General features: G+C 64.2%; 14 protein-coding genes. 12 read left to right on the top strand and 2 right to left on the bottom strand.

Annotated elements, in window-relative coordinates; translation table 11 throughout:
• Positions 1-71 precede the first annotated feature (71 nt).
• From pulA to KIH79_RS03725, 8 genes are all read left to right on the top strand, one after another.
• Positions 72-5,444: a type I pullulanase gene (gene pulA / locus KIH79_RS03760; RefSeq protein WP_219058189.1), complete on the top strand. Its 5,373-nt coding sequence runs from the start codon at positions 72-74 to the stop codon at positions 5,442-5,444.
• Positions 5,445-5,890: 446 nt separating this feature from the next.
• Complete coding sequence (dnaK, locus tag KIH79_RS03755; protein ID WP_219058188.1) at positions 5,891-7,783, top strand: molecular chaperone DnaK; 1,893 nt, start codon at positions 5,891-5,893, stop codon at positions 7,781-7,783.
• An 11-nt stretch (positions 7,784-7,794) separates the two neighbouring features.
• Complete coding sequence (gene grpE, locus KIH79_RS03750; RefSeq protein WP_219058187.1) at positions 7,795-8,505, top strand: nucleotide exchange factor GrpE; 711 nt, start codon at positions 7,795-7,797, stop codon at positions 8,503-8,505.
• 64 nt (positions 8,506-8,569) lie between these two features.
• Positions 8,570-9,583 (top strand): DnaJ C-terminal domain-containing protein, encoded by a 1,014-nt coding sequence (locus KIH79_RS03745; protein ID WP_219058186.1) that lies wholly within the window; start codon positions 8,570-8,572, stop codon positions 9,581-9,583.
• 166 nt (positions 9,584-9,749) lie between these two features.
• Positions 9,750-10,307 (top strand): heat shock protein transcriptional repressor HspR, encoded by a 558-nt coding sequence (locus KIH79_RS03740; protein ID WP_219058185.1) that lies wholly within the window; start codon positions 9,750-9,752, stop codon positions 10,305-10,307.
• 381 nt (positions 10,308-10,688) lie between these two features.
• Positions 10,689-11,363: an HAD family hydrolase gene (locus KIH79_RS03735; protein ID WP_219058184.1), complete on the top strand. Its 675-nt coding sequence runs from the start codon at positions 10,689-10,691 to the stop codon at positions 11,361-11,363.
• Positions 11,364-11,562: 199 nt separating this feature from the next.
• A complete protein-coding gene (locus KIH79_RS03730) occupies positions 11,563-11,811 on the top strand; it encodes a phasin family protein (protein ID WP_219058183.1) in 249 nt (82 codons plus the stop codon).
• Between the two features lie 10 nt (positions 11,812-11,821).
• Positions 11,822-13,519 carry an ABC1 kinase family protein gene (locus KIH79_RS03725; RefSeq protein WP_219058182.1) on the top strand — a complete coding sequence of 566 codons (1,698 nt, stop codon included), beginning with the start codon at positions 11,822-11,824 and terminating at the stop codon, positions 13,517-13,519.
• Positions 13,520-13,618: 99 nt separating this feature from the next.
• Here the strand turns inward: KIH79_RS03725 and KIH79_RS03720 are convergent, their stop codons facing one another.
• Entirely contained in the window at positions 13,619-14,980 is a 1,362-nt protein-coding gene (locus KIH79_RS03720) for an ATP-binding protein (RefSeq protein ID WP_219058181.1), read from the bottom strand.
• Between the two features lie 155 nt (positions 14,981-15,135).
• Positions 15,136-16,254, bottom strand: coding sequence for a LacI family DNA-binding transcriptional regulator (locus KIH79_RS03715; protein WP_338023116.1), 1,119 nt, complete (start codon positions 16,252-16,254; stop codon positions 15,136-15,138).
• A 196-nt stretch (positions 16,255-16,450) separates the two neighbouring features.
• On the opposite strand from KIH79_RS03715, the gene KIH79_RS03710 reads away from it, so the two are divergent.
• From KIH79_RS03710 to KIH79_RS03695, 4 genes are all read left to right on the top strand, one after another.
• On the top strand, positions 16,451-18,448 hold the full coding sequence (locus KIH79_RS03710) for a glycoside hydrolase family 127 protein (protein ID WP_219058180.1): 1,998 nt from the start codon (positions 16,451-16,453) through the stop codon (positions 18,446-18,448).
• A gap of 68 nt (positions 18,449-18,516) precedes the next feature.
• The gene (locus tag KIH79_RS03705) at positions 18,517-19,932 is read left to right on the top strand and encodes an MFS transporter (RefSeq protein WP_219058179.1); all 1,416 of its coding nucleotides are present in this window, start codon (positions 18,517-18,519) and stop codon (positions 19,930-19,932) included.
• Between the two features lie 725 nt (positions 19,933-20,657).
• A complete protein-coding gene (locus tag KIH79_RS03700) occupies positions 20,658-22,271 on the top strand; it encodes a type 2 periplasmic-binding domain-containing protein (RefSeq protein ID WP_219058178.1) in 1,614 nt (537 codons plus the stop codon).
• 279 nt (positions 22,272-22,550) lie between these two features.
• Positions 22,551-24,060, top strand: a 1,510-nt coding sequence (locus KIH79_RS03695; protein WP_219058177.1) for a DUF5695 domain-containing protein, incomplete at its 3' end; no start/stop codon positions are given.

Below are 24,060 nucleotides of genomic sequence, written 5' to 3'. Positions count from 1 at the left end.
TACGTTGTCAAAACAGTGCTCAATGACGGCAAAAACTCAGCGAGCTCAAGGGCGAGAGTGAAAGGACACACATGGTCGTACGACAATTCAGTTCGTTCGCCAGACGCGTGGCCGCGACCGGCATCGCATTCGCGATGACCGCGGCCGGGCTGACCGCGCTGCCGGCGACGGCGCATGCGCAGCAGACGGACGGCGCGACCGCGACCCAATCGGCCAACGGCACCGCAACGGCCTCCGCGCAAGCCGGCGCAAAGGACGTCATCGCCATCGCGTTCCAGACCAACTGGAACTCCGTGGCCAAGGAATGCACCGAGGTCTACGGCCCCGAAGGCGTGGGCTACGTGCAGATATCCCCGCCGCTCGAAACCATCCAGGGCACCGAATGGTGGACCTCGTATCAGCCGGTGAGCTACAAGTTCGACTCCAAGCTGGGCACCGAGGCCGAACTCAAGAACATGATCAAGGTGTGCAACGCGGCCGGCGTCCAGATCATCGCCGACGCGGTCATCAACCACACCACGGGCGTCGACCGCACCGAGGGCACCGGCGTGGCCGGCAGCAAGTTCGACTCGAACGGCGACTTCCCCGCGATCCCGTACACCAAAGAGAACTTCCACGACTGCGACAAGAACATCGGCGACTACACCAACGCCGACGAAGTCCAGAACTGCCGCCTGACCGGCCTGCAGGACCTCGACACCAGCCAGGAATACGTGCAGGACAAGCTCGCCGACTACATGAACCGTCTGCTGCAGCTCGGCGTCTACGGCTTCCGCGTCGACGCGGTCAAGCACATCGCCGCCGCCGACGTGGCCGCCATCAAGGCCAAGCTGGCCGAAAAGTCCGGCCGCGACGCCGACAGCATCTTCTTCGAGCAGGAGGTCATCGGCAACGCGAGCGAGGCCGCCGCGATCCAGCCGATCAACTACGTCGGCAACGGCAAGGTCTCCGAATTCAACTACAACGCGCATCTGTCCGCCGCGTTCGCGTCCGACATCACCAGCGAATCCAAGGGACTCGGCAAGATCGGCGGCAACGGCTGGCTGACCTCCGATCAGGCGGCCGTGTGGGTGACCAACTGGGACACCGAACGCAACTCGTCCGCCATCACGTACAAGAAGGGCTCGAAGTACCTGCTCGCGAACGCGTTCATGCTCGCGTACGACTACGGCCAGCCGCACATCTACTCCGGCTACTACTTCGACAACAACGACGACGGCGCGCCCGGCGCGACCGCGACCAGCGTGCCCGACATGACCTGCCCGACCGACGGCAAGATGACGCCTGGCACATGGCAGTGCGCCGAACGCTGGACCGCGATCCGCGGCATGATCGGCTTCCACAACGCGGTCAACGGCACCGCGGTCACCGACTGGAAGGCGTACGACAGCAACGTCCTCGGCTTCGGCCGCGGCAACGTCGGCTACCTCGCGCTCAACAACAGCGCCAAGGACTCCAAGCAGACGTTCACGACGTCGCTGCCGGCCGGCGAATACTGCAACGTGTACGCGACCGGCGACTGCTCGCAGACCGTCACCGTGAAGGACGACGGCACGTTCGACGCGACGCTCGCCAAGAACTCGGCCATCGCGATCTACGCGGGCGCGACCAAGGACAGCTGGACCGGCACCGCGAAGTCCGATCCGTCCGACCCCGACCTGACCGTCAACGACGAGGCCGCGAAGGCCGCGACCGACACAAGCCGTACGATCTACTACAAGCTCCCCGACGGCTGGAAGCAGGCGTACCTGCATTACGGCATCAATAACTGGGCCGAACAGGGCCACGAGCTTATGGCCGACGCCGGCAACGGCTGGGTCAAGTTCACGGTCGACCCGAAGGGCCAGTCGTTTGAATACGTATTCACCGACGGCGGCTCCAACTGGGACAACCCGAACGGCGGCGGCAACTACACCGCGCAGGGCCACTGGACGGCCGTCGCGGACCACGAGGCCAGCGCGGGCGTGCCCTCGGGCGTGCAGCAGTATCAGCCCAAGACTAAGGTGGTGGTGCACTACAAGGCCGCCGAGGGCGACAAGGTCGCCGATCGAGGCGTATACATGTGGGGTACCGACAAGGACGGCAAGTCGCTCGCGGCCGGCTGGCACGCGTTCACCGGCGAGGACTCCTACGGCAAGGTGTTCGAAACCACCATCGACGGCGCGTACGAGGCCGGCAAGATCGGCGTGATCGTCACCACCGAAGGCTGGGACAAGGTCGGCGGCGACCGTCTCATCGACGGCTCCACCGGCACCGCGGAAATCTGGGTCGACGGATCCAAGCCCGACGAGACGCTCACGGCGGCTCCGGAAGGCTACAAGAAGACCGCCGACACGATCAACGTGACCATCCACTACCATCGTCTCGCCGACGACTACACGAGCGAGGACGGCATGAAGGCATGGGACATCTGGGGATGGGCCGACGGCGTCAACGGCGCCGCCCACCCGTTCACCGGGCACGACGACTACGGCCTGACCGCCAAGTACACGCTCAACGGCGGCGGCATGAGCGTACCGCAGTTCATCGTGCGCTACGGCGGCGACGGCTGGGAGGCCAAGGACCCGAACGACGACAATCGCACCATCCCGCAGTCCGCGATCACCATGAACGACGACGGCACGGCCAACGCCGAAATCTGGCTCGTGCAGGGCGACCCGACGGTCTACACCAACGGCACGCTGTACGACGCCAAGGGCACGATCGTCTCCGCGCAGATGAGCGACTTCACGACCATCACCGCCAAGCTCAACAAGTCCATCTCCTCCGACGACCTCGCCTCCAAGGTGAGCGTCGACGGCGCCGACGTCAAGGACGTCAAGGCCGACGGCAACACGCTGACCATCACCGTCCAAGGCGAGCTCGACGTGACCAAGCCGTACCAGGTGAGCGTCGACGGCTACGGCACGCAAAACGTCGCGCTCGGCGCGGTCGTGCGCTCCGACGCGTTCGACAAGAAGTACGCGTACGACGGCGACGACCTCGGCGCGAACTACACGGCCGAACAGACGACGTTCAAGCTGTGGGCGCCGACCGCGACCAAGGTCACGCTGCGCACGTACGCATCCGCGACCGATCCGCAGGCCGCGCTCGCCGACAGCGTCACGCTCGACAAGTCCGGCGACAAGGGCGTGTGGACGTTCGCGGTCAAGGGCGATCTCAAGGATCGCGCGTACGACTACGAGCTGACGTTCGCCGACGGCACGGTCAACACGTCCCCCGACCCGTACGCGACGGCCGCCGTGGCGAACGGCGAGCGTTCCGTCGTGCTGTCCGAAGCCGAGAAGGGCGATGCGGGCAAGCGCATGAAGTCGTTCAGCAAGCCGACCGACGCGATCGTCACCGAAGCGAACGTTCGCGACATGACGATCTCGCCGACCTCCGGCGTCTCCGCCGACAAGCGCGGCAAGTACCTCGGCTTCGTCGAAGAGGGCACCACCGTCGACGGCAAGAAGGGCGCGGCGTCCACCGGCATCGACTATCTCAAGTCGCTCGGCGTGACGCACGTGCAGATCATGCCCGTCTACGACTACGGTTCCGTCGACGAGACCGGCGACCTGAGCTACGGCGCGAGCGGCGCGCAGAACTGGGGCTACGACCCGGTCAACTACAACGTGCCGGAAGGTTCCTACTCTTCGAACCCGAACGATCCGGCCGCGCGCGTGACCGAAATGAAGCAAATGGTCAAGGGGCTGCACGACAACGGCCTGTACGTGGTGATGGACGTGGTGTACAACCACGTGTACAACGCCTCCACGCACGCCTTCGGCAAGACCGTCCCCGGCTACTACTTCCGCTACGACACGAACGGCAACCTGACCAACGGCTCCGGCTGCGGCAACGACGTGGCCTCCGAACGCGCGATGGCCCGCAAGTACATCGTCGACTCGGTCACGTACTGGGCGAAGGAGTACAACGTCGACGGCTTCCGCTTCGACCTCATGGGCCTGATCGACCAGACCACCATGAAGCAGGTGCGTGCGGCGCTCGACAAGATCGACCCGGGCATCCTCGTCATCGGCGAGGGCTGGGACATGACCGACGCGATCGGTGATCAGGAGACGACGCAGCCCAACGCCGGCAAGGTGCCGGGCGTGGCGTTCTTCAACGATTCGCTGCGCGACGCGATCAAGGGCAGCGTGTTCTCCGACGAGGACACCGGCTTCGTGACCGGCAAGGCTGGTAAGGAGAACCTCATCGCGACCAACGTGCTCGGCTGCGACAACAAGCGCGAGGGCATCGACGACAGCGGCCACTGCAACAACGGGTCTTCCGACACCGCGTACGCGGGCGCCGACCAGGTCGTGCAGTACGTCGAAATCCACGACAACCTCACGCTGTACGACAAGCTCGTCAAGAGCGCGCCGGGTGATTCCGAGGCGGTGCGGGTGGCGCGTGCCAAGCTCGCCGACTCGCTGATCTTCCTGTCGCAAGGCATCACCGACATGCAGTTCGGCCAGGAATTCCTGCGCACCAAGGGCGGCAACGGCAACAGCTACAACGCGGGCGATGCGGTCAACGCGATCGACTGGAACCGCGTGGTTGAGCAGTCCGACTCCGTCGCGTACGTGCAGGGACTGATCAAGCTGCGCAAGTCGATCGCCGCGCTGCACCTGTCGTCGTACAAGGACATCGCGTCGCAGATGACCGTGCTGCAGCAGCCCGACGGCGTGGTCGCGTACCGGCTGACCGACGGCGACGACACGTACGTGGTCGCGTTCAACGCGAACGACACGGCGGTTTCCGTCGCGGGCGTTCCTGCCGGCTCGTACACGACGCTCGCGGCCGACGGCAAGGTGACGTTGGACGGCGGCGCTACGGTGACGGTCGGCGCGGACGGTGCGCATGTTGGGGCGCTGTCGACGACCGTGCTCAAGAAAGTCGCGGCCGAGCCGACGCCGTCGCCGGAGCCGGAACCGGACAAGCCGGGCTCCGGTGATGCCGACGACAACGCCAAGCCGGGCGACGGAGACGATGCCGACAAGCCGGGCTCCGACACGGACAAGCCGTCCGATGGCGACGGCAAGCCGGCGGCGAAGGCCGTGCCGGTGTACCGTCTGTACAACCCGCGTTCCGGTCTGCATCACTACACGGCCAACTCGCATGAGAAGGACGTGCTGGCCAAGCGCGGCTGGAACTACGAGGGCGTCTCGTTCAAGCAGGCGTCCGCGGGCACCCCGGTCTACCGCGTGTACAACCCGAACGACAGCAACCACCACTGGACCGCCGACAAGAACGAGTACACGATCCTGACCACCCGCCACGGCTGGCAGGCGGAAGGTGTCGCCTGGTATCAGCCGAGCGATGGACAGACCACGGTGTATCGTGCATATAACCCTTCCAATGGGGAACATCTGTACACGACCAGCAAGCACGAGTACGACGTGATCGCGTCTGCTCATCGCGGCTGGCGAGCCGAAGGCATCGCGTGGTACGGCCTGTGAGGCTGACCTAGATGCCTGAAAAGGGCGCCCGGTTTCATCTGCCGGGCGCCCTTTTTGTATGCTCCGGGCTCTTTCGGGCTTTGACATGAGGCGCTGGAGCTGGTCTATAAGCCGCATGAGGGACTGGAGCTGAGCTATGGGCTGGGCTATAGGCTGAGGCCCCGTTCTGCCAGTGGCGGTTTTCGCTCGCTGAGGCGCCCCTCAGTGAGCGAAAACCGCCGCGCGTTGTGCGGGCGGAGGCGCATTGCGAAAAAAGTTTGAAGAAGCGGGAATAAAAAGTTGCGTCGAAAAGTTGAGTGGTGTAGGCTCAAGTTTTGGAAAGCAAAACAGAGCGTCCTCGAGACGAGGGCGTCGGGCGGCCAGCCGGGAAGTGCCGGCGGGCGGTCCGGGGTCCGAGACTTGAGCAAGAAACGTACAACGAATCAACTCAACAAAGGAGCAACATTATGGGACGTGCAGTAGGCATTGATCTGGGTACTACGAATTCCTGCATCGCCACGCTGGAAGGCGGCGAGCCGACCGTCATCGTCAACGCGGAAGGCGCGCGCACCACGCCGTCCGTGGTGGCGTTCAGCAAGTCCGGCGAAATCCTCGTCGGCGAGGTCGCGAAGCGTCAGGCCGTCACCAACGTCGAGCGCACCATCTCCTCCGTCAAGCGTCACATGGGCACCGACTGGACCGTCGAGATCGACGGCAAGAAGTGGACCCCGCAGGAGATCTCCGCGCAGATCCTCATGAAGCTGAAGAGGGACGCCGAAGCGTACCTCGGCGAGCCGGTCACCGACGCCGTCATCACCTGCCCGGCGTACTTCAACGACGCCCAGCGTCAGGCCACCAAGGACGCCGGCAAGATCGCCGGCCTGAACGTGCTGCGCATCATCAACGAGCCGACCGCGGCCGCGCTGGCCTACGGCCTTGAGAAGGGCAAGGAAGACGAGCGCATTCTGGTCTTCGACCTCGGCGGCGGTACCTTCGATGTGTCCCTGCTGGAGATCGGCAAGGACGACGACGGCTTCTCCACCATTCAGGTGCAGGCCACGAACGGCGACAACCACCTCGGCGGCGACGATTGGGATCAGAAGATCATCGACTGGCTGGTCTCCGAGGTCAAGAACAAGTACGGCGTTGATCTGAGCAAGGACAAGATCGCGCTGCAGCGTCTGAAGGAAGCCTCCGAGCAGGCGAAGAAGGAACTGTCTTCGTCCACCTCGACCTCCATCAACATGCAGTACCTCGCCATGACCCCTGACGGCACCCCGGTGCACCTCGACGAGACGCTCACCCGCGCCCACTTCGAGGAAATGACCTCCGACCTGCTCGGCCGCTGCCGCACGCCGTTCAACAACGTGCTGCGCGACGCGAACATCTCCGTGTCCGACATCGACCACGTCGTGCTCGTCGGCGGTTCGACCCGTATGCCGGCCGTCAAGGAGCTCGTCAAGGAGCTCACCGGCGGCAAGGAAGCGAACCAGTCCGTGAACCCGGATGAGGTCGTGGCCGTCGGCGCCGCCGTGCAGTCCGGCGTCATCAAGGGCGACCGCAAGGACGTCCTGCTGATCGACGTGACCCCGCTGTCGCTGGGCATCGAGACCAAGGGCGGCATCATGACCAAGCTCATCGACCGCAACACTGCCATCCCGACCAAGCGTTCCGAGGTCTTCTCGACCGCCGAGGACAACCAGCCGTCCGTGCTCATCCAGGTTTATCAGGGCGAGCGTGAGTTCGCCCGCGACAACAAGCCGCTGGGCACCTTCGAGCTGACCGGCATCGCGCCGGCTCCGCGTGGCGTCCCGCAGATCGAGGTCACCTTCGACATCGACGCCAACGGCATCGTGCACGTGTCTGCCAAGGACAAGGGCACCGGCAAGGAGCAGTCGATGACCATCACCGGCGGCTCGGGCCTGCCGAAGGACGAGATCGACCGCATGGTCAAGGAGGCCGAAGCCCACGAGGCCGAGGACAAGAAGCGCAAGGAGGAGGCCGAGACCCGCAACCAGGCCGAGGCGTTCGCCTACCAGACCGAGAAGCTCGTCAACGACAACAAGGACAAGATCTCCGATGAGATCGCCAAGGAGGTCACCGACAAGGTCAACGCCCTGAAGGAGGCCCTGAAGGGTGAGGACATCGAGAAGATCAAGACCGCGCAGAGCGAGCTCATGACCGCCGCGCAGAAGATCGGCGAGGCCCTGTACTCGCAGCAGGGCGCTGCCGGTGCCGCTGGCGCCGCTGGCGCGGGCGCTGCGGCTGGTGCCGGCGCGTCGGGTGCCGCCTCGAACGGTGGCGACGACGACGTGGTGGACGCCGAAGTCGTGGATGACGACGACAAGGACAACAAGTAAGGTTCCGTCCGATGGCTGAGTTCAACAAGGACGATTACCTGAACGACCTGCCGGACGCGGACGATTTGGCTGCTGGTGCGGCCAAGTCCTCCGCGGCCGGCTCGGCCGCCTCGACGGCGGACTCGGCGAAGGCCGAGCAGCCGTCCTCGGCTCCCTCGGCTGAGGGAGCCGGCGCGACGAACGCCGCGACTGAGGGAGCGACGGAGGGCAAACCTGCCGCGAAGGAAGAACAGGCCGGCAAGGCCGAGGATTCCGATGCCAAGGACGCTTCCGCCGACGACACGCTCACCCCGCTTGGCAAGGCCAAGAAGGAAGCTGCCGACTACCTCGAGGCGCTCCAGCGCGAGCGCGCCGAGTTCGTCAACTACCGCAACCGCGCCCAGCGCGAGCAGGAACGCTTCCGCCAGCACGGCATCATCGACGTGCTGACCGCGCTGCTGCCGGCCCTCGACGACATCGACCGCATCCGCGAGCACAGCGAAATGGACGATTCGTTCAAGGCCGTGGCCGCGAAGATCGACAAGGCGTTCGAGAAGTTCGGCGTCGAGAAGTTCGGCGAAAAGGGTGAGGAGTTCGACCCCACCAAGCACGAGGCGATCCTGCACAAGCCGGACGATTCGACCGACAAGGACACCGTCGACACCGTGGTGGAAGCCGGCTACCGCATCGGCGACCGCGTCATCCGCGCCGCCCGCGTAGTCGTCGCCTCCCCCAAGAACTAATGCATATCGGCTCCCCCGCAAAACGGGGAGCCGACTTATATCAAGACTTTGAAAGGAGACATGAATGGCTGAGAATGAATGGCTGAGCAAAGACTTCTACAAAGTCCTTGGTGTCTCCAAGGACGCCAGCGACGCCGACATCACCAAGGCCTACCGCAAGCTGGCCCGCAAGTATCACCCTGATCTGAACAAGACCAAGGAGGCCGAGGAGAAGTTCAAGGACATCTCCGAGGCATACGACGTACTCAACAACAAGGAAACCCGTCAAAAGTACGACGCGATCCGCCAGTTCGGCATGGGCGGCGCGCGCTTCGCCGGCGGCGCCGGCAACGGCGGATTCGACGCGTCCGGCTTCTCCGACGTGTTCGGCTCGATGTTCGGCAACGGCGGCAGTGGCAACATCCGCTTCAGCACGAACGGCGGCGGTCCGACCAACCTCAACGACATCTTCTCCATGTTCGGCGGCGCGGCGGGCGCCGGCGCGGGCCGCGGCTACGCGCAGGGCAACCCGTACGCCGACTATCAGGCGGCTCCCGAACCGGAAAACGGCGAGGACCGCACGTCGAAGATCCGTCTGACGTTCCGTCAGGCCGTCAAGGGCGCCACTGTGTCGTTGAGCGCCGACGGCAAGAAGTTCAAGACGCATATTCCGGCCGGCGTGAAGGACGGCCAGAAGATCCGTCTGGCCGGCAAGGGCAAGCCGGGCCGCAACGGCGGCAAGCCGGGCGACCTGTACCTGCATGTGAACGTCGCACAGGACCCGAAGTTCACGATGAGCGGCCATGATCTGGTCGTGGACCTGCCGGTGACGGTCGGTGAGGCCGTGGCCGGCGCGAAGGTCGAGATGAAGGACATCGACGGCGAACCGGTCACGTTCAAGGTACCGGCCGGCTCGTCGAGCGGCACGGAAGTGCACGTTGCCGGCAAGGGCGTGAAGAACGGCAACGCGTTCGGCGATCTGATCGGCCGCGTGCAGATTCACGTGCCGTCCAAGCCCGGTCTGGGCCTGAAGCACGCCGCGAAGGAATTCGACAAGGCATCGGGTGACTTCGTTGCGGAGCTTGCGCAGCAACGGTAACGACACTGTGCCGCGGAGCTTGCCGCTCAGCGGTAATGCGATGTGTCATGTGATTGAGCGGGGCGATCCTGTAACGGCTGTGGCCAGCTCGGGATCGCTCCGCTCAGTTTCGCCTCGATCGACATGATGAGGCTGAAAGCCAAGAGACAGCAAGGAGATGAGTGCTATGGCAAGAATCGCGCAGGAAGTCAAGCGCGCGTATGCCGCATGCGCGGCGGCGCTCGTCTCCAACCGGGCCGATCTCGATGCCGTGGATTCGCTGGGATTGAATGTGGAGTTGCCCGTGTTCGCCGTCGGTCAGGCGGCCGAACTCGCGGGGGTCCACCCGCAAACATTGCGGCAGTACGATCGGCTTGGTCTGGTCGTGCCCAAACGCACGGAGGGCGGCGCCCGCCGGTACACGCTGCGCGACATCGATCGGCTTGCGCAGGCGCAGCGGCTGAGCCAGGAGGAAGGCATCAATCTGGCCGGCATCACGCGCATCCTCTCGTTGCAGGAGGAGAACCGCCAGTTGCGCCGGCAGAACAAGCATCTGCGTCGTCGTCTCGAAGGCGACAGCGTGTTCGAGGCCGGCATGGACGGCGAGGTCGTCGAAGTGCGTCAGGCGAAGTCGCGCTTCTACCGTATCTGGCGTCGCGGCAGCGGCAAGCCGTTGCAGATCACGGCCGGCCCGGCCGACAGCGCAGAGCTGGTTCCGTCAGAAATCGTGCTGATCGACGATTGAGAGGCTGAATCGCTCGTCTGTCGGAGTCGGTTTGACGATCGAGAGGCTACCTCTCCGGCGGCCGCGACCGTTGTCCCGGTCTATGCAAGCTTGTTTACCCCCGAAATGGCTATTTCGGGGGTATTTTTGTTCAACCGTCGTTGGGCGATGGCCTCTCGATCGTCGAACCGATCACAGCGGAACGCATAATCCGCCTCTCGATCGTCGAACTGCTGTTGAACTGCCGTTTATGGCCGCGCGCGAGGCGATGCCGATATTGATACGAACGCGTACGGGAACGACACCGGACGCGGCGCGCTCGTCCGCAAGGTTTGGTGAGATAGAGGCGGATATCGAACCGGTTGTCGGCCGGTCATGAACTGACGGGAAAGGCGCGTGACAATGCTGCTCAAGGCTGTGTTCTGGGATATGGACGGTACGCTGATCGACTCCGAGCCGTACTGGCATCAGGGCGAACTGGAAATCGCCAAGGCGCACGGCGGTTACTGGGATCTGGACCTCGCATGGGCCGGCTCCGGCACGCCGGTGCCGCAGGTTGCGCAGCGCATGGTCGAACACGGCTGCCAGCTGTCGGTCGAGGAGATCGGCAAGGGCATGATCGACTATGTCGCCAAGGCCGAAGCCGCGCACATGCCGTGGATCGACGGCGTGACTGACGTGCTCGAATCGCTCGTCGCGGCCGGCATCCCGTCCGTGCTGGTCACCACGTCGCCGCGTCACCTGGCGCAGGGACTGGTCGACCAGGCGCCGAAGGGCGCGTTCTCGGGCTTCATCTGCGGCGACGACGACGTGGAGAAGAAGCCGTCGCCGGAACCGTATCTGGCCGCGGCCAAGCTGCTGGGCATTGCGCCGGAAGACATGAAGTACTGCGTGGCGCTCGAGGATTCGATGAGCGGCCTCAAGTCGGCCGCCGCGTCGGGCGCGACGCTGATCGCGCAGACCGGCTACATCAACACGGACACGTCGAACGGCCCGCAGTTCGCGTCGATCAGCTCGTATGCGGGCGTGACCGCCGAGACGCTCGACGGCTACGTGCGCCAGCGCGCGGGGGAGTGATTCCACGGCGGACGCCGGTTGTAAATGCTGCGGGTGTGACGCTCCCCCAGTCACGCTTCGCGTGACAGCCCCCCCTCAGCCGAGGGGGCCGAGGTCTTTGAAAGTATAAAGTGTCTTGGCCGCTGATTTGCCACCGGTTTCTACCGGCGGGGGAGTAGGCTGGATAGCGACCATACCCCACGTCACAGGGAGGCGTATCATGGCTGGATTCGATCTGGGCGACGGCCTGCGCAAGGTGTTTCTGGCGGGCGTCGGCGCCCTTGCCACCACGGTGGAGAAGAGCCAGGAGATCGTTGACGATCTCGTCAAGAAGGGCGAACTGACCGTCGAGCAGGGCAAGGCGCTCAACACCGAGCTCAAGCGCAAGGCAGCCGAAGTCAAGGAGGAGTCCGAGAAGAAGGACGCCGCCGCGGCCGGCTCCGCCGACGGCGAGGCCAAGGCCGAGTAAGGCCGCATCATTGGCCAACACCACCACGGACACGGGAGCCGAATGGTCGGGGGAGCGTTTGGAAACCCTCGACCTGTTCGGCCCCCGTCGTGATGTATTCGCCGAGCGCTATCACCTGACTCGGTGGGGCAAGACCAAGCGTCTCGCCCAAATCGCCGGCATCGCGCGCCAATTCGACGTGGCGCACGGACTCACGCCGGTCAAAATGCGCCTCATGCTGGAGGCGCTCGGCCCGACTTTTGTGAAGGTCGGGCAGATTCTGTCGATGCGCTCCGAAATGCTCCCGCAGTCGTTTTGCGACGAGCTGGCGAAGCTGCGCGCCGACGCCGACCCGATGCCGTACGAGACCGTGCTGGAAACGCTGTCGCACGAGTACGGCCGTCCGGTCGAGGAGATTTTCGAACACATCGACGCGACGCCGCTCGGTTCCGCGTCGCTTGCGCAGGTGCACCGCGCCACGCTCGTCACCGGCGAGGATGTCGCGGTCAAGGTGCAGCGACCGGGCGTGCGCGAGACGATGGCGCAGGACGTGTCGATCATGCGCTCGATCGCCAAGGTCGCGACGAAGGTCGTGTCGACCGCGCAGGTCGTCGATCTCGGCGGCGTGGTCGAGGAACTGTGGGACACGTTCGAGTCGGAGACGGACTTTCTCGTCGAAGCGCGCAATCTGGCCGAATTCAAGCGGTTCTGCGCGCCGTACAAGTACATGGACTGCCCCAAGCCGTACATGGACCTGTGCACCGAGCATGTGGTCGTCATGGACTACGTCGAGGGCATTTCCGTCTCGCATCCGGACCGTCTGATCGCGGCCGGATACGATCTCAAGGAGATCGGCACCAAGCTCGTCGACAATTACGCGACGCAGGTGCTCGATGTCGGCTTTTTCCACGCCGACCCGCACCCCGGCAACATCATGGTCTCCGGCGGGCAGATCGTGCTGCTCGACCTCGGCATGACCGGTCGGCTCAACTCGACCACGCGGTCGGTCATGAAGCAGATGATCTTCGCCGTCGCCAAGCAGGACTCCCCATCGCTGGCGGACGGCCTGCTGCGCTTCGCCGGCGCGGACGCGGACCCGGCCGATTATCCGGCGCTGCTCGCCGATCTGGACACGATCGTCGCCGAATACGGCAACGTCGACCTGTCCGATCTCGACATCGCCGCGTTCATCACCGCGCTCACGCAGCTCGCGCAACGGCACGGGATCGAGGTGCCGAGCACGGTCACGACGGTCGGCCGCGCGCTCGTCACGCTCGAGGGCCTGCTCGACGAGTTCATCCCCGACGTGAACATGATCGAGATCATCTCGAAGCACATCGCGACGAGCAAGTCGCCCAAGCAGGCCGCGCGCGACGAAATCGAAACGCTCGGCATCGAGGGGCATCAGGCGCTGCACGGCCTGCTCAACGCGCTCACCGAGTCGAAGACGGCGGCGCGCATGCTCACGCGCGGCCAGCTGCGCGTGAACGTGGAGCTGATCGGCGCGGAGGAGCCGATGAACAAGCTGAGCGACATGGTGAACAGGCTCACGATGGCGCTGATCGTGGTCGGTCTGTTCGTCGGCTCGTCGATCGTGTACTTCGCCGGCATGAAGCCGATCATCTTCGGCATCCCGGTGGTCGGGTTCATGGGCTACGTGGTCGCGTTCGTGCTGTCCGTGTGGATCGTGTTCGACATCAACTTCAAGGGCCGCAAAAAGCGGCGGTGAGCGGTCGCTGGACGACGCCTGCGTGGCGGAAAACGCTCGTTGAGAGGTGTCTCAGCGAGCGTTTTCCGCCACGAGGAGTGGCCGGCTTCCTGCGGCGCATCACCGGCGCAACGCCCACTGCCATGCGGGAAGGATGCGGATGATGCCGTTCCCGGCATCGGCCGTGCCGCTTTCGCGCAGGGTGATGATGGTGCTTTCGATGCCCGGCATGCGTTTCATGGCCTGCCCGAGCGCGGTGATTTCACGCGCGCGGGTCTTGGGACTGTCCATGTTCACGGTGACCTGCATGGCGCTGTAGGGTTCCGCGCCGAGCGCGTCGCCGACGAGGAAATCGACTTTTTCCTGTTTGGCGGTGGGCAATGTCAACGATGTGATGAAATCGGTGCGCCGGCCGGCCTGACGCCGGCGCAATTCGAGGTATACGGCCGTTTCCAGCCGTTTGCCGATATCCTGCTGGTTGGCTCGCGACACCGCATATACCAAACCGGGGTCTTCCGCATAGATCTTCGGTACCGTGGTGCTGTCCGGCTTGAGCGATGTGGTGTATTCGTTGACTTCGTAGCACAGGAACGCCTGTTCAAGCAGATCGAGGATGCGCCGCGCCTTGTTCCAGTACAGTTTGTAGCCGACCTGTTCGAGTTGCGCGGTGAGTTTGCTGACGGACATCTCGCATCCAGTGTTGCGCAGCGCAAACAGGGCGATCTGGTTCGCCAGTACGATGTCGCCTCGGCCCAATCGCTCCGCGATGTCGCGTGCGACGACGTCCCGCATATAGCTTTGCAGCATGTCGATGCGACCGGCCGCCGGTAGTGATTGCACGCCGGGAAAGCCGCCGTCGATGAGATAGCGGTCGAATGCGGACTCCATTGCGGTGACGGTTTGCGGCGAGAATGAATCGGCGCCCTCATCCGGCGCATCGATGCGATGGAAGTCGCAGTATTCGCGGAAGGACAACGGAAGTACTTCATGCGAATACGAACGGCCTCGGAAGTTGGTTGATATCTCTTCGCTGGATAGTTTGGACGATGAGCCGGTGATGACGAGGGTTACGGTTTCGTGTTCGGCAAGTCGTTGGCAGAATCCCTGCCAATGCTTGGCTTCCTGTACTTCGTCGAGAAACAGATAGGTTCCGGCTTGACGTGATTCGGGGCATTGCCGCCAGAATTCGGTGACGATTTGGTCGAGCGCGTCGGTCGGCATTGGTTGCAGCCGCTCGTCGGCGAAGTTGAAGTAGAAGATGCGGTCGCGTGGCACGCCGGAATCCAGTAGATCGTTGATGAGCTGGAACAGGTGGAATGTCTTGCCGCAGCGTCGCATGCCGGTGAGGATGTGGACGAGGTTGAACATGGCCGGCGACGGCAGTTCGGTGATGATCGGTGTGCGGCGGATGGGGATGGGGAAATGGTATTCGCGCATTTCCCGAACGAGCGACTGGTAGTCGGGGTGATGATACTCGGGCATGCTGTCCGACCTCCTGACGCAACTTCATAAAATAATTATGAAGATTATAGCATAACTTCATAAAATTTTTATGAAGTTATGTTTGTTGGGCGGATGGCCGCGGCCGGTAGGTTGGTGGCGGCGGTCGGAGGCATTGAGGCATTGCCCTTGTTGCGTCAGCTGCTCTGGCGCGCGAAGATGCGACCGGAGCTTTCGAGCGGGGTGCGGCGGGACGCTTCGGTGGACTCGCGCACGATCATCGGACATTCGATCGTGGTGACGCCGTGGTGCGGGCGGCCGGCCAGCGCGTCGAGCAGGAACTGCGCGGCCGTCTTGCCGATCATAGCGATGTTGTTATCGAACGTGGTGAGCGTCGGGTGCGCGTTCGCGGCGAACACGTACCAGTTGTCGTGCCCGATGACGGCGACGTCCTGCGGCACGCGTTTGCCGGCGGCGAGCAGTCCGCGCACGGCCCCGCGCGCGATCTCGTCGCTGAGCGCGTAGATCGCGTCCAGATGCGGGTGCCGGTCGAGCAGCACGCGCGCCGCGCGCTCGCCCCACTCCTCGCTCCATGCGTCGAACAGCACGTCGACCGGGCTGAAATCGTAGATCGAAAACGTCTGCCAAGCGCCGCGTGCACGGTCCTTCGCGGCTTGGAAATCCTCCGGTCCGGCGATGATCGCGATGTAGCGCCGGCCGAGGCTGAGCAGGTATTCGATCGCCTGCGCGCCCGCGCCGACGTTGTCGCACACGATGCTGCAGTCGTCCGGGTCGCGCGACGGATCGTACGTGTAGATGACCGGCAGCCCCATCGTCGTCTGCGGGTCGAGCGGCGGGCGCGAGTTGGTCGTGTTGCCGACGACGATCAGCCCGTCCACGCCGTGCGCGGCGAGCCGGTCGATGTGGCTTTTCTCGAGCGCGGGCCGTCCGTGCGAGCTCATGAGCAGCGCGGCGTGGTTCGACGCGCCCAGCGTGCTTTCCGCGCCCGTGAGCAGCGGCAGCGAGAAACGGCCGTTGTAGTCGGACGTGATGAGGCCGACGAGCCCGGAGCGTTGGCGCTGCTGCCGGCCGCGTTCGGTCGGGGTACGATAGCCGAGACGTTCGGCCGCGTCGATGACTGCGCGCTGCGTGGCCGCGGAGATGCGGTCGGTGCGATTGAGCGCTTTTGACGCGGTGGCGATGGATACGTTGGCAATGCGTGCCACGTCGGCGAGCGTCGGTTTGGCCGCGGTTCGCGACGAGGCCGGCGCCATGCGCGCGGCTCGGCGTGTCGGTTGCGATTGCTGCGTTGACACGGTGTCCATGAGGCGACAGTGTATGCGAAAATTTTCGCATTCGCAAGACCTTGAATCGGGTCAAGCCGTGGTTTTTTAGTATTGCTGTGCAATCGATCAAGGAGCCGCGCGGGACGCGATCGCATTGCAGCAGGTCCCGCCGCTCCGTACAAGAGAACACGAAGTCAGCAGCCAATCAGTGTGGAAAGGAAGAGCCATGAGCCAGCATGTCACGGTTACTTCGCCGTTCTGGAAGCGTTACCGTGAAAACGTTGCCAAAGAGGTGATCCCGTACCAGTGGGCCGTCATCAACGACGAGCAGAAGATCGACATCCCGCGCGACCCGTCCGGCGCGAAGCAGGACATCGACTACCACTACAGCCGTGCCGTGCGCAACCTGCGCATCGCCGCCGGCGACGAGGAAGGCGAGTTCAAGGGCTTCGTCTTCCAGGATTCCGACGTGTACAAGTGGCTCGAAGAGGCCGCATACGCGCTCGCCTACGAGCCGGACGAGCAGCTCAAGGAACTTTGCGACAAGCTCGTCGACCTCATCGCCCGCGCCCAGCGCGAGGACGGCTACCTCGACACCCCGTACATCATCAAGTCGGGCGCGTTCGCCAACCGCGAGCGCTTCACGCAGATCCAGCAGTCCCACGAAATGTACGTGATGGGCCACTACATCGAGGCCGCCGTCGCGTACTTTGAGGTCACCGGCAACCAGCAGGCGCTCGAAGTCGCCGAGAAGATGGCCGGCTGCCTCGCCGCCAACTTCGGCGAGGAGGACGGCAAGATCCCCGGCGCTGACGGCCACCCGGAGATCGAGCTCGCGCTCTCCCGCCTGTACGAGGTCACGCACAAGCAGCAGTACCTCGACCTCGCCAAGTTCTTCATCGACGTGCGCGGCAAGGATCCGAGCTTCTACGACAAGCAGAACGCGAAGATCGGCGACGGTTCGACCGACATCTTCCCGCAGATGCGCGGCTGGACGCACGAGTACACGCAGACCGCGCGTCCGATCCGCCAGCAGCTCACCGCCGAAGGCCACGCCGTGCGCGTCGGCTACATGCTCACCGGCGTCGCCCACGTCGCGCGACTGACCTGCGACAAGGAGCTCGAGGAGACTGCCAAGCGCCTGTGGCACAACATCGTCACCAAGCGCATGTACATCACCGGCGGCGTCGGCTCGACGCACGTCGGCGAGGCGTTCACCTACGACTACGACCTGCCGAGCGACACCATGTACGGCGAGACCTGCGCGTCCGTCGCCATGAGCTTCCTCGCCCGCCAGATGCTCGAGCTCGAGACCAAGGGCGAATACGCCGACGTGCTCGAGAAGGAGCTGTTCAACGGCTCCATCGCCGGCATCGCGCTCGACGGCAAGCACTTCTACTACGTGAACGCGCTCGAGGCCGACCCGGAGGCCACCGAGCACAACCCCGACCGCTACCACGTGCTCATGCACCGCGCCGAATGGTTCGGCTGCGCCTGCTGCCCGGCCAACATCGCGCGACTCATCGCGTCCGTGGACCGCTACCTGTACACCGTGCACGAGGACCGCCGCGAGATCGTCGCCCACCAGTTCATCGCGAACGACGCCGAGTTCTTCGACGGCGTGAAGGTCTCGCAGAAGTCGAACTTCCCGTGGGACGGCCACATCGAGTTCACCGTGACCGTGCCGGAAGGCGTCGACCCGGTGAAGTTCCTCGTGCGCATCCCGAGCTGGTCCGCTTCCAAGCACGAGATGACCGTGAATGGCGAGGACGCGCGCCGTCTGCCCGTCACCGACGGTTTCGTGACCGTCGAGGTGACCCCGGGCACGACGACGATCACGCTCGATCTCGACATGGCCGTCAAGTTCATGCGCTCGAAGACGCTCGTGCGCCACGACATCGGCAAGATCGCCGTGATGCGCGGACCGATCGTGTTCTGCGCCGAGGAGACCGACAACACGGCCCCGCTGTGGAACTACCACATCGCCAGCCACGACGCCGACCGCGCCAAGGCCGAATACCACTTCGGCGAGCTCGACGGCGTGGAGGTCATCACGATCCCGGCCACCAAGCGCACGCACGACGGCGAGGACTTCCCGCTGTATGCGGACGTCGAGGAGCATCCGGTCGGGGAGAAGTCCTACGACCTCAAGCTCATCCCGTACTACGCGTGGGCCAACCGCGAGATCGGCCAGATGCAGGTCTGGTTCGACTCGGACTTCTGATCTTTCTGCCTTGGCCCCTCGGCTGAGGGGCTGACAGTCTTTCACCAATCAACGAAGAAGGAACAACAATGAGTGCTGCAACTCAGGACGCTTCCGCAGTGAAGCTTTCCACGAAGGAGAAGATCGCCTACTCCTTCACCGATATGGCGGGCAACCTGCTGTACGTGACGATCTCGTCGTACATCATGTACTTCTACACCAACGTCTTCCACATCCCGGCGGCCGGCGCGCTGGGCGCGGCGACCATTCTGCTTGTCGCCCGCTTCGCCGACGCGATCTCCGCCATCGTGTGGGGCTCCATCGTCGACCACACCAACACCAAGTGGGGCCAGTCCCGCCCGTGGTTCCTGTGGCTGTGCGTGCCGTTCGCGGTCACCGTGTGGATCGCGTTCACCGCGCCGAGCCTGCCTGAAGGCGCCCCGAAGTTCGCGTACGCGCTGATCACCTACATCCTGGCCGCCGGCGCCGTCTACACTGGCATCCAGACCCCGATCACCGCCATCCTGCCGAACCTCACCTCCGACCCGACCGAGCGCAACAACGCCAACTCCTTCCGCATGGCCGGCGGCCAGATCGGCTCCTTCATCACCTCGTCCTTCACCATCCCGCTGGTCGGCGTCTTCGGTGCCATGGTCGGCGGCGGCGACAAGGCCGGCTTCATGATCGTCACCGCTATCTGGGGCGTCATCGCCATCGCGCTGCTCCTGTTCTCCTTCAAGAACCTCAACGAGCGCAACTACCACCCCGAACTCAACAAGCCGATCCCGCTGAAGGACTCCTTCAAGGCCGCCAAGGGCAACTGGCCGTGGATCATCCTCGTCGTCGCGTTCGTGATCTACTGGGTCGCCCAGTCCACCCGTAACGGCGTGTCCACCTACTACGCGCAGTACGTGCTCGACAACCGCAACCTGACCTCGCTGTTCAACGGCGTGCAGGTCCTCGGCCTGCTCGGCACCATCGCCATGCCGATCATCGCCAACAAGACCAAGAACAAGACCCTGACTATGATCATCGGCCTCGTCATCGGCGGCGTCGGTCAGGCTCTCATGCCGCTCGCCGGCACCAACGTCCCGCTGCTCGTCATCTTCTGGACCATCGGCGTCTTCGGCGCGGCCATCGCCATCGGCATGCCGTTCGGCATGCTCGCCGACACCGTCGACTACGGCGAGTGGAAGACCGGCGTGCACGCGGCCGGCTTCCTGACCGCCGTCGGCTCCGCGTTCTGCATCCAGGTCGGCTCCGGCTTCGGCGCGTTCCTGCCGCTCGAGATCATGGGTGCGGCCGGCTACGACGCGACCAAGGACGTCCAGTCCCAGTCCGCTCAGGACGCGATCAGCTTCTGCTTCATCTGGCTGCAGGTCATCGTCTACATCATCGTCGGCGTGATCATGTGCTTCTACCGCAAGTACGAGAAGATGGAGCCGCAGATCAAGGCCGAGCTGGCCGAGCGCCACGCCAAGGCGCTCGCCGCGGAAGGCAGGTGATCGCCCGCTGATCCGATAACGCACCTTCTTTCTTTCTCCTTTCTCCTGTGCGAAGGCCCCTCCCGTTGGTTCGGGAGGGGCCTTCGTCGTATGTGCTGTGCGGGGTGCGAATGCTGCGCGGGGTTGTACGGGGATATGGGCTTCGGCGCTGATTTCGGTACATGGAGGCCGCTATGCGTGGTATGTCGAATGGTTCTTCGGAGAATTTCCCCGCTGAGGGGCTTCTCTGCGGGGTGGTTTTCCGATGGTCTGTCGGTTTTGCCTCGTTGAGGGTGCTGAGCGTGGTGAGTTTGGTGTACCTTCGGTGTTTTGCTTTGCTGAGGGGTTGTTCTGCGGGGTGATTCTCCGAAGGACGGGAGGTTTTGCCACGCTGGGGGCGCTTGGCGAGGTAAATGTGTTGGTTCTTCGGAGAATTTCCCCGCTGAGGGGCTTCTCTACGGGGTGATTCTCCGAAGGTCTGTCGGTTTTGCTGCGCTGAGTGCCGTGTTGGAGGGCCGATATGTCGTCAGCTGTGAAAACTGGTGTGAAAGTTTTTCCGTGAGTTGCGCATTAACCATGCCACTGTTATCATAACAAGTGTGAAAGCGATTTCACAATGATGGTGAACGGCGATCGGCAACGATCGACGGAGCGTACGGTGCCACGCACAGACGACGCACGAGTACGCGCGGAATCGCACAACATGCGCCGACGGGCGGCCGCCGGCGAGATCGAAGGAGACTGACATGAGCAAGTACAACGGCACGTCGCGCCGGCCGATGATGGCCGCGGTCGCGATCGCATCGGCCATGACCATGCTGCTGGCCGGCTGCGGCGGCGGCAACGCGAGCGGACAGACCGACGCGAACGGCAAGCCGATCATCAACGTCGCGGTCATCCACGACACCAACGTCCAGCCGAAGATGGCCGACATGGGCTGGGTCAAGGACGTCGAGGCCGGCTGCGACTGCACGATCAAGTGGAGCGACATCGCGACGAGCGCGTGGGATTCGCAGAAGGGCCCGTCGCTCGCCTCCGGCGACGTGGCGGACGTGACGATCAGCGGCTTCTCCACCAGCGACGTCGCGCAGGCCGACCTGTTCGAGGACCTCAAGCCGCATCTCGACAAGATGCCGAACGTTGAGGCGCTGTTCAAGTCCGAGCCGACCTCCGAGAAGATGGTCACCGACCTCGACGGCCACATCTACACGCTGCCCGACAGCTGGGGCGAGGACTTCAAGGGCTCCGGCACCCACCTGATCATCAACAAGACGTGGCTCGACAAGCTCGGCCTCAAGGTGCCGACCACGTGGGACGAATTCGAGAACGTGCTCGAGCAGTTCAAGACCAAGGATCCGAACGGCAACGGCAAGGCCGACGAAATCCCGTTCAACATGCAGAAGCTCGGCTCGTCCGGCTTCGGCATGAACGACGCGGTCGCCTTCCTCAACTCCACCGGCATCGTCACGCAGCTGCAGTCGCAGGCCGGCCAGAACGGCTACTACGTCGAGAACGGCAAGGTGAAGACCTACCTGACCACCGATAACTTCAAGCGCGTCATCACGTGGGTGCATTCCCTCGTCGAGAAGGGACTCGTGCCGGCCGACTACGTCACCAAGGACTACAGCAAGTACTGGGCCGAAATGCAGCAGGACGACGTGCCCACCGCCGGCGCGGTGCTCGCGTGGAACCCGGTCGCCGTGGTCGGCACCAAGTGGCAGGACCAGTACGTGTCCGTCCCGCCGCTCAAGGAGACCGCGAGCAGCGACGCCAAGTGGGACTACTCGCAGGACTTCAACCAGTACCACACCGGCAAGGTGTCCGTCTCCAAGGAGGCCGCCAACAAGGACGCCATCTGGAAGCTCATCGACACGCTGTACAGCGAGAAGGTGTCCGTCGAGCAGTACTGGGGCTCCATCCCGAAGTTCGTCAAGGACGAGGGCGACCACAAGTACGTGATCAGCGGCCAGACCGACCCGAAGCTCGAAGTGCTCTCCGGCAACATGGCCGGCTGGATCCGCCCCGACGTCAAGCCCGAGGGCGCCGACGGCTCCACCATCAACTCGCAGGAGTTCCGCGCCGCCGACGAGGTGTACCGCCCGACCTACGAGAAGATCTCCGAGAGCAAGGACTACATGCCGATCTACGTGGTACCCGGTTCCTCCGACCTGAACACGCTCGCCAACAACAACACGGTCATCATGACCTACGTGATGCCGAAGGTGGCCGGCTGGATCCAGAAGGGCGGCATCGACAAGGACTGGGACGAGTACGTCAAGAGCCTCGAGAACACCGGCGTCAAGGACAACATCGCCATCTGGCAGAAGTGGTACGACACCTACACCGAGAAGCTCGGCTGATCCGACTGAGGGGTGGCCATACCCGTGTGGTTTCGGTGCGATGCCGACGGGTTGAACACGCCGATGATTCCGACAACGTGCGCACGGATTCCGGAAACGGACAACGTGCGCACGCGTGATATGCGTGCGGCCTGCATGGCTTGCGGATGATGCGCGGGGGTGTGTGGCGGCGCGGACGACCGGTTCCGGACAGCTGGTCGCAAACGTGCGAACGATTGACTGCAATGACTGATTGCGACGACTGATTGACGACTGTTGCAAAGGAAAGGACTGACTGACATGGGCGGCGGACGTATCATCTGGCGCATCGGCGGACTGGACGCGACCTTCGACGCGGAGCGCGCGGCGTGGACGTCGCTGCGCGGCGTGGACGACGCGGACGGCACCGAGTTCCTCGTCACGCCGGACGAATTTCCCGGTTTCGACGGTCCGGATGCGCGTTGGCTGGGCAGCCTGACGATCGACGTCGCCGAGACCGCCGGCGATGGGGCGGGAGAGCTCGGTGCCGGCGACGTGAACGCCGACGCGTCCGCCGTCGATGGCTCGGCCCGCAATCCGTCCGACACGGCCGGACGGTCCGCGCGCACGATCCATACCGCCGCGCTGGACGGACTGCGCACGGTCGATTACCCGGACGCGTCCACGATCGACGTGCGCATCGAGAGCGGTGACGAGACGGCCGGACTGGCCATCGCCGAACGCTTCCGCAAGCGCGACGACGACGTCGAGTGGACGATTGAACTGGAGAACGCGTCCGACCGGCCGGTCACGATCGGCCGGCTCGGCGTGCCGCTGCTCATGAACCAGTTCTTCCGCGGCGATGATGCGTTCAAATACGAGCAGTGCGTGCTGCGGCACATGTGCCTGATCGGCCGTCACAGTTGGGCCTACTGGCAGAAGTCGAGCGGCGCGATGCCGCTGCTGCTGGTCGCGCTCACCGGCCGCACCTCCGCGCACAGCTTCACCGTCGACCACGACCCGCGCTGGCAGCGGGGCGGCGGGCCGGGATCCACGTTCGAGGGCGCGGTCGAGCTCAATCTCGTCGATCGCCCGTCTGCTGCGTTTCCGCGCGCATGTGGACCGCTTACGTTGGCAGCCGGCGAACGTAAGCGGTTCACGCTGGCGATCGCGATGCGCGATTCGTACGACGAGGCGTGGGACTGGCTGGCCGCGGTCGGCGGGTTCATGCTCGAGTCGCGTCCGGGCATGGTCGTGCCGGTCGGTCAGGACGCGGAGATCACGATCCGCAGCGCGACCCGGCCGACGCTCGTCGCCGAATCGGGGGAGGACTATGCGGGTGACGTGACGGAGATCGTGCCGTGCGGAATCGGCCGTGCCGATGACGGTCGCGATGCGGAAGGCATGTGCGGCGAGGCGACCGGTCTCGGGAAGTCCGTTGCTGATGACGTGGCTGGCGGTGCCGGTGCCGCCGGACGTAACGGTGACATCGTGTGCGGCGATGCGACCGTTGGCGGCGTGCGCCGCTGGCGCGCGACCGTGAGGCTCGGCGGATACGGTCGTCGAGTGTTTCACGTGAAACTCGACGGCGATGATTCGGCCGAGGAAGATGCGTTATCGGAGTGTGGCGTGGGCGATGGCGTCGACCGTGACGCCATCGGGGCCGCGGATGGTGCGGTCGATGGTGGCGGTTGCATGGACAATGTTTCACGTGAAACGTTCTTCGGCATCGAGCCGCCCGAAACCATCTATCGCAAGCAGAACGCGTTCGTCGCGCGCAACCAGTGGGAAACCGACCCGGCCGACCCGTGCTATCACGGCCTGCTCATGT

The organism is Bifidobacterium miconis (assembly GCF_019331735.1).
In the GTDB taxonomy this organism is placed as follows: Bacteria; Actinomycetota; Actinomycetes; order Actinomycetales; family Bifidobacteriaceae; genus Bifidobacterium; species Bifidobacterium miconis.
The sequence above is the reverse complement of the archived record's forward strand: the minus strand, read 5'-3'. Positions and strand labels throughout refer to the sequence as shown.

Coding starts and splice junctions, on each gene's coding strand:
- pulA (WP_219058189.1), top strand. CDS start 72: ATGGTCGTACGACAATTCAGTTCGTTCGCCAGACGCGTGGCCGCGACC.
- dnaK (WP_219058188.1), top strand. CDS start 5,891: ATGGGACGTGCAGTAGGCATTGATCTGGGTACTACGAATTCCTGCATC.
- grpE (WP_219058187.1), top strand. CDS start 7,795: ATGGCTGAGTTCAACAAGGACGATTACCTGAACGACCTGCCGGACGCG.
- KIH79_RS03745 (WP_219058186.1), top strand. CDS start 8,570: ATGGCTGAGAATGAATGGCTGAGCAAAGACTTCTACAAAGTCCTTGGT.
- KIH79_RS03740 (WP_219058185.1), top strand. CDS start 9,750: ATGGCAAGAATCGCGCAGGAAGTCAAGCGCGCGTATGCCGCATGCGCG.
- KIH79_RS03735 (WP_219058184.1), top strand. CDS start 10,689: ATGCTGCTCAAGGCTGTGTTCTGGGATATGGACGGTACGCTGATCGAC.
- KIH79_RS03730 (WP_219058183.1), top strand. CDS start 11,563: ATGGCTGGATTCGATCTGGGCGACGGCCTGCGCAAGGTGTTTCTGGCG.
- KIH79_RS03720 (WP_219058181.1), bottom strand. CDS start 14,980: ATGCCCGAGTATCATCACCCCGACTACCAGTCGCTCGTTCGGGAAATG.
- KIH79_RS03710 (WP_219058180.1), top strand. CDS start 16,451: ATGAGCCAGCATGTCACGGTTACTTCGCCGTTCTGGAAGCGTTACCGT.
- KIH79_RS03705 (WP_219058179.1), top strand. CDS start 18,517: ATGAGTGCTGCAACTCAGGACGCTTCCGCAGTGAAGCTTTCCACGAAG.
- KIH79_RS03700 (WP_219058178.1), top strand. CDS start 20,658: ATGAGCAAGTACAACGGCACGTCGCGCCGGCCGATGATGGCCGCGGTC.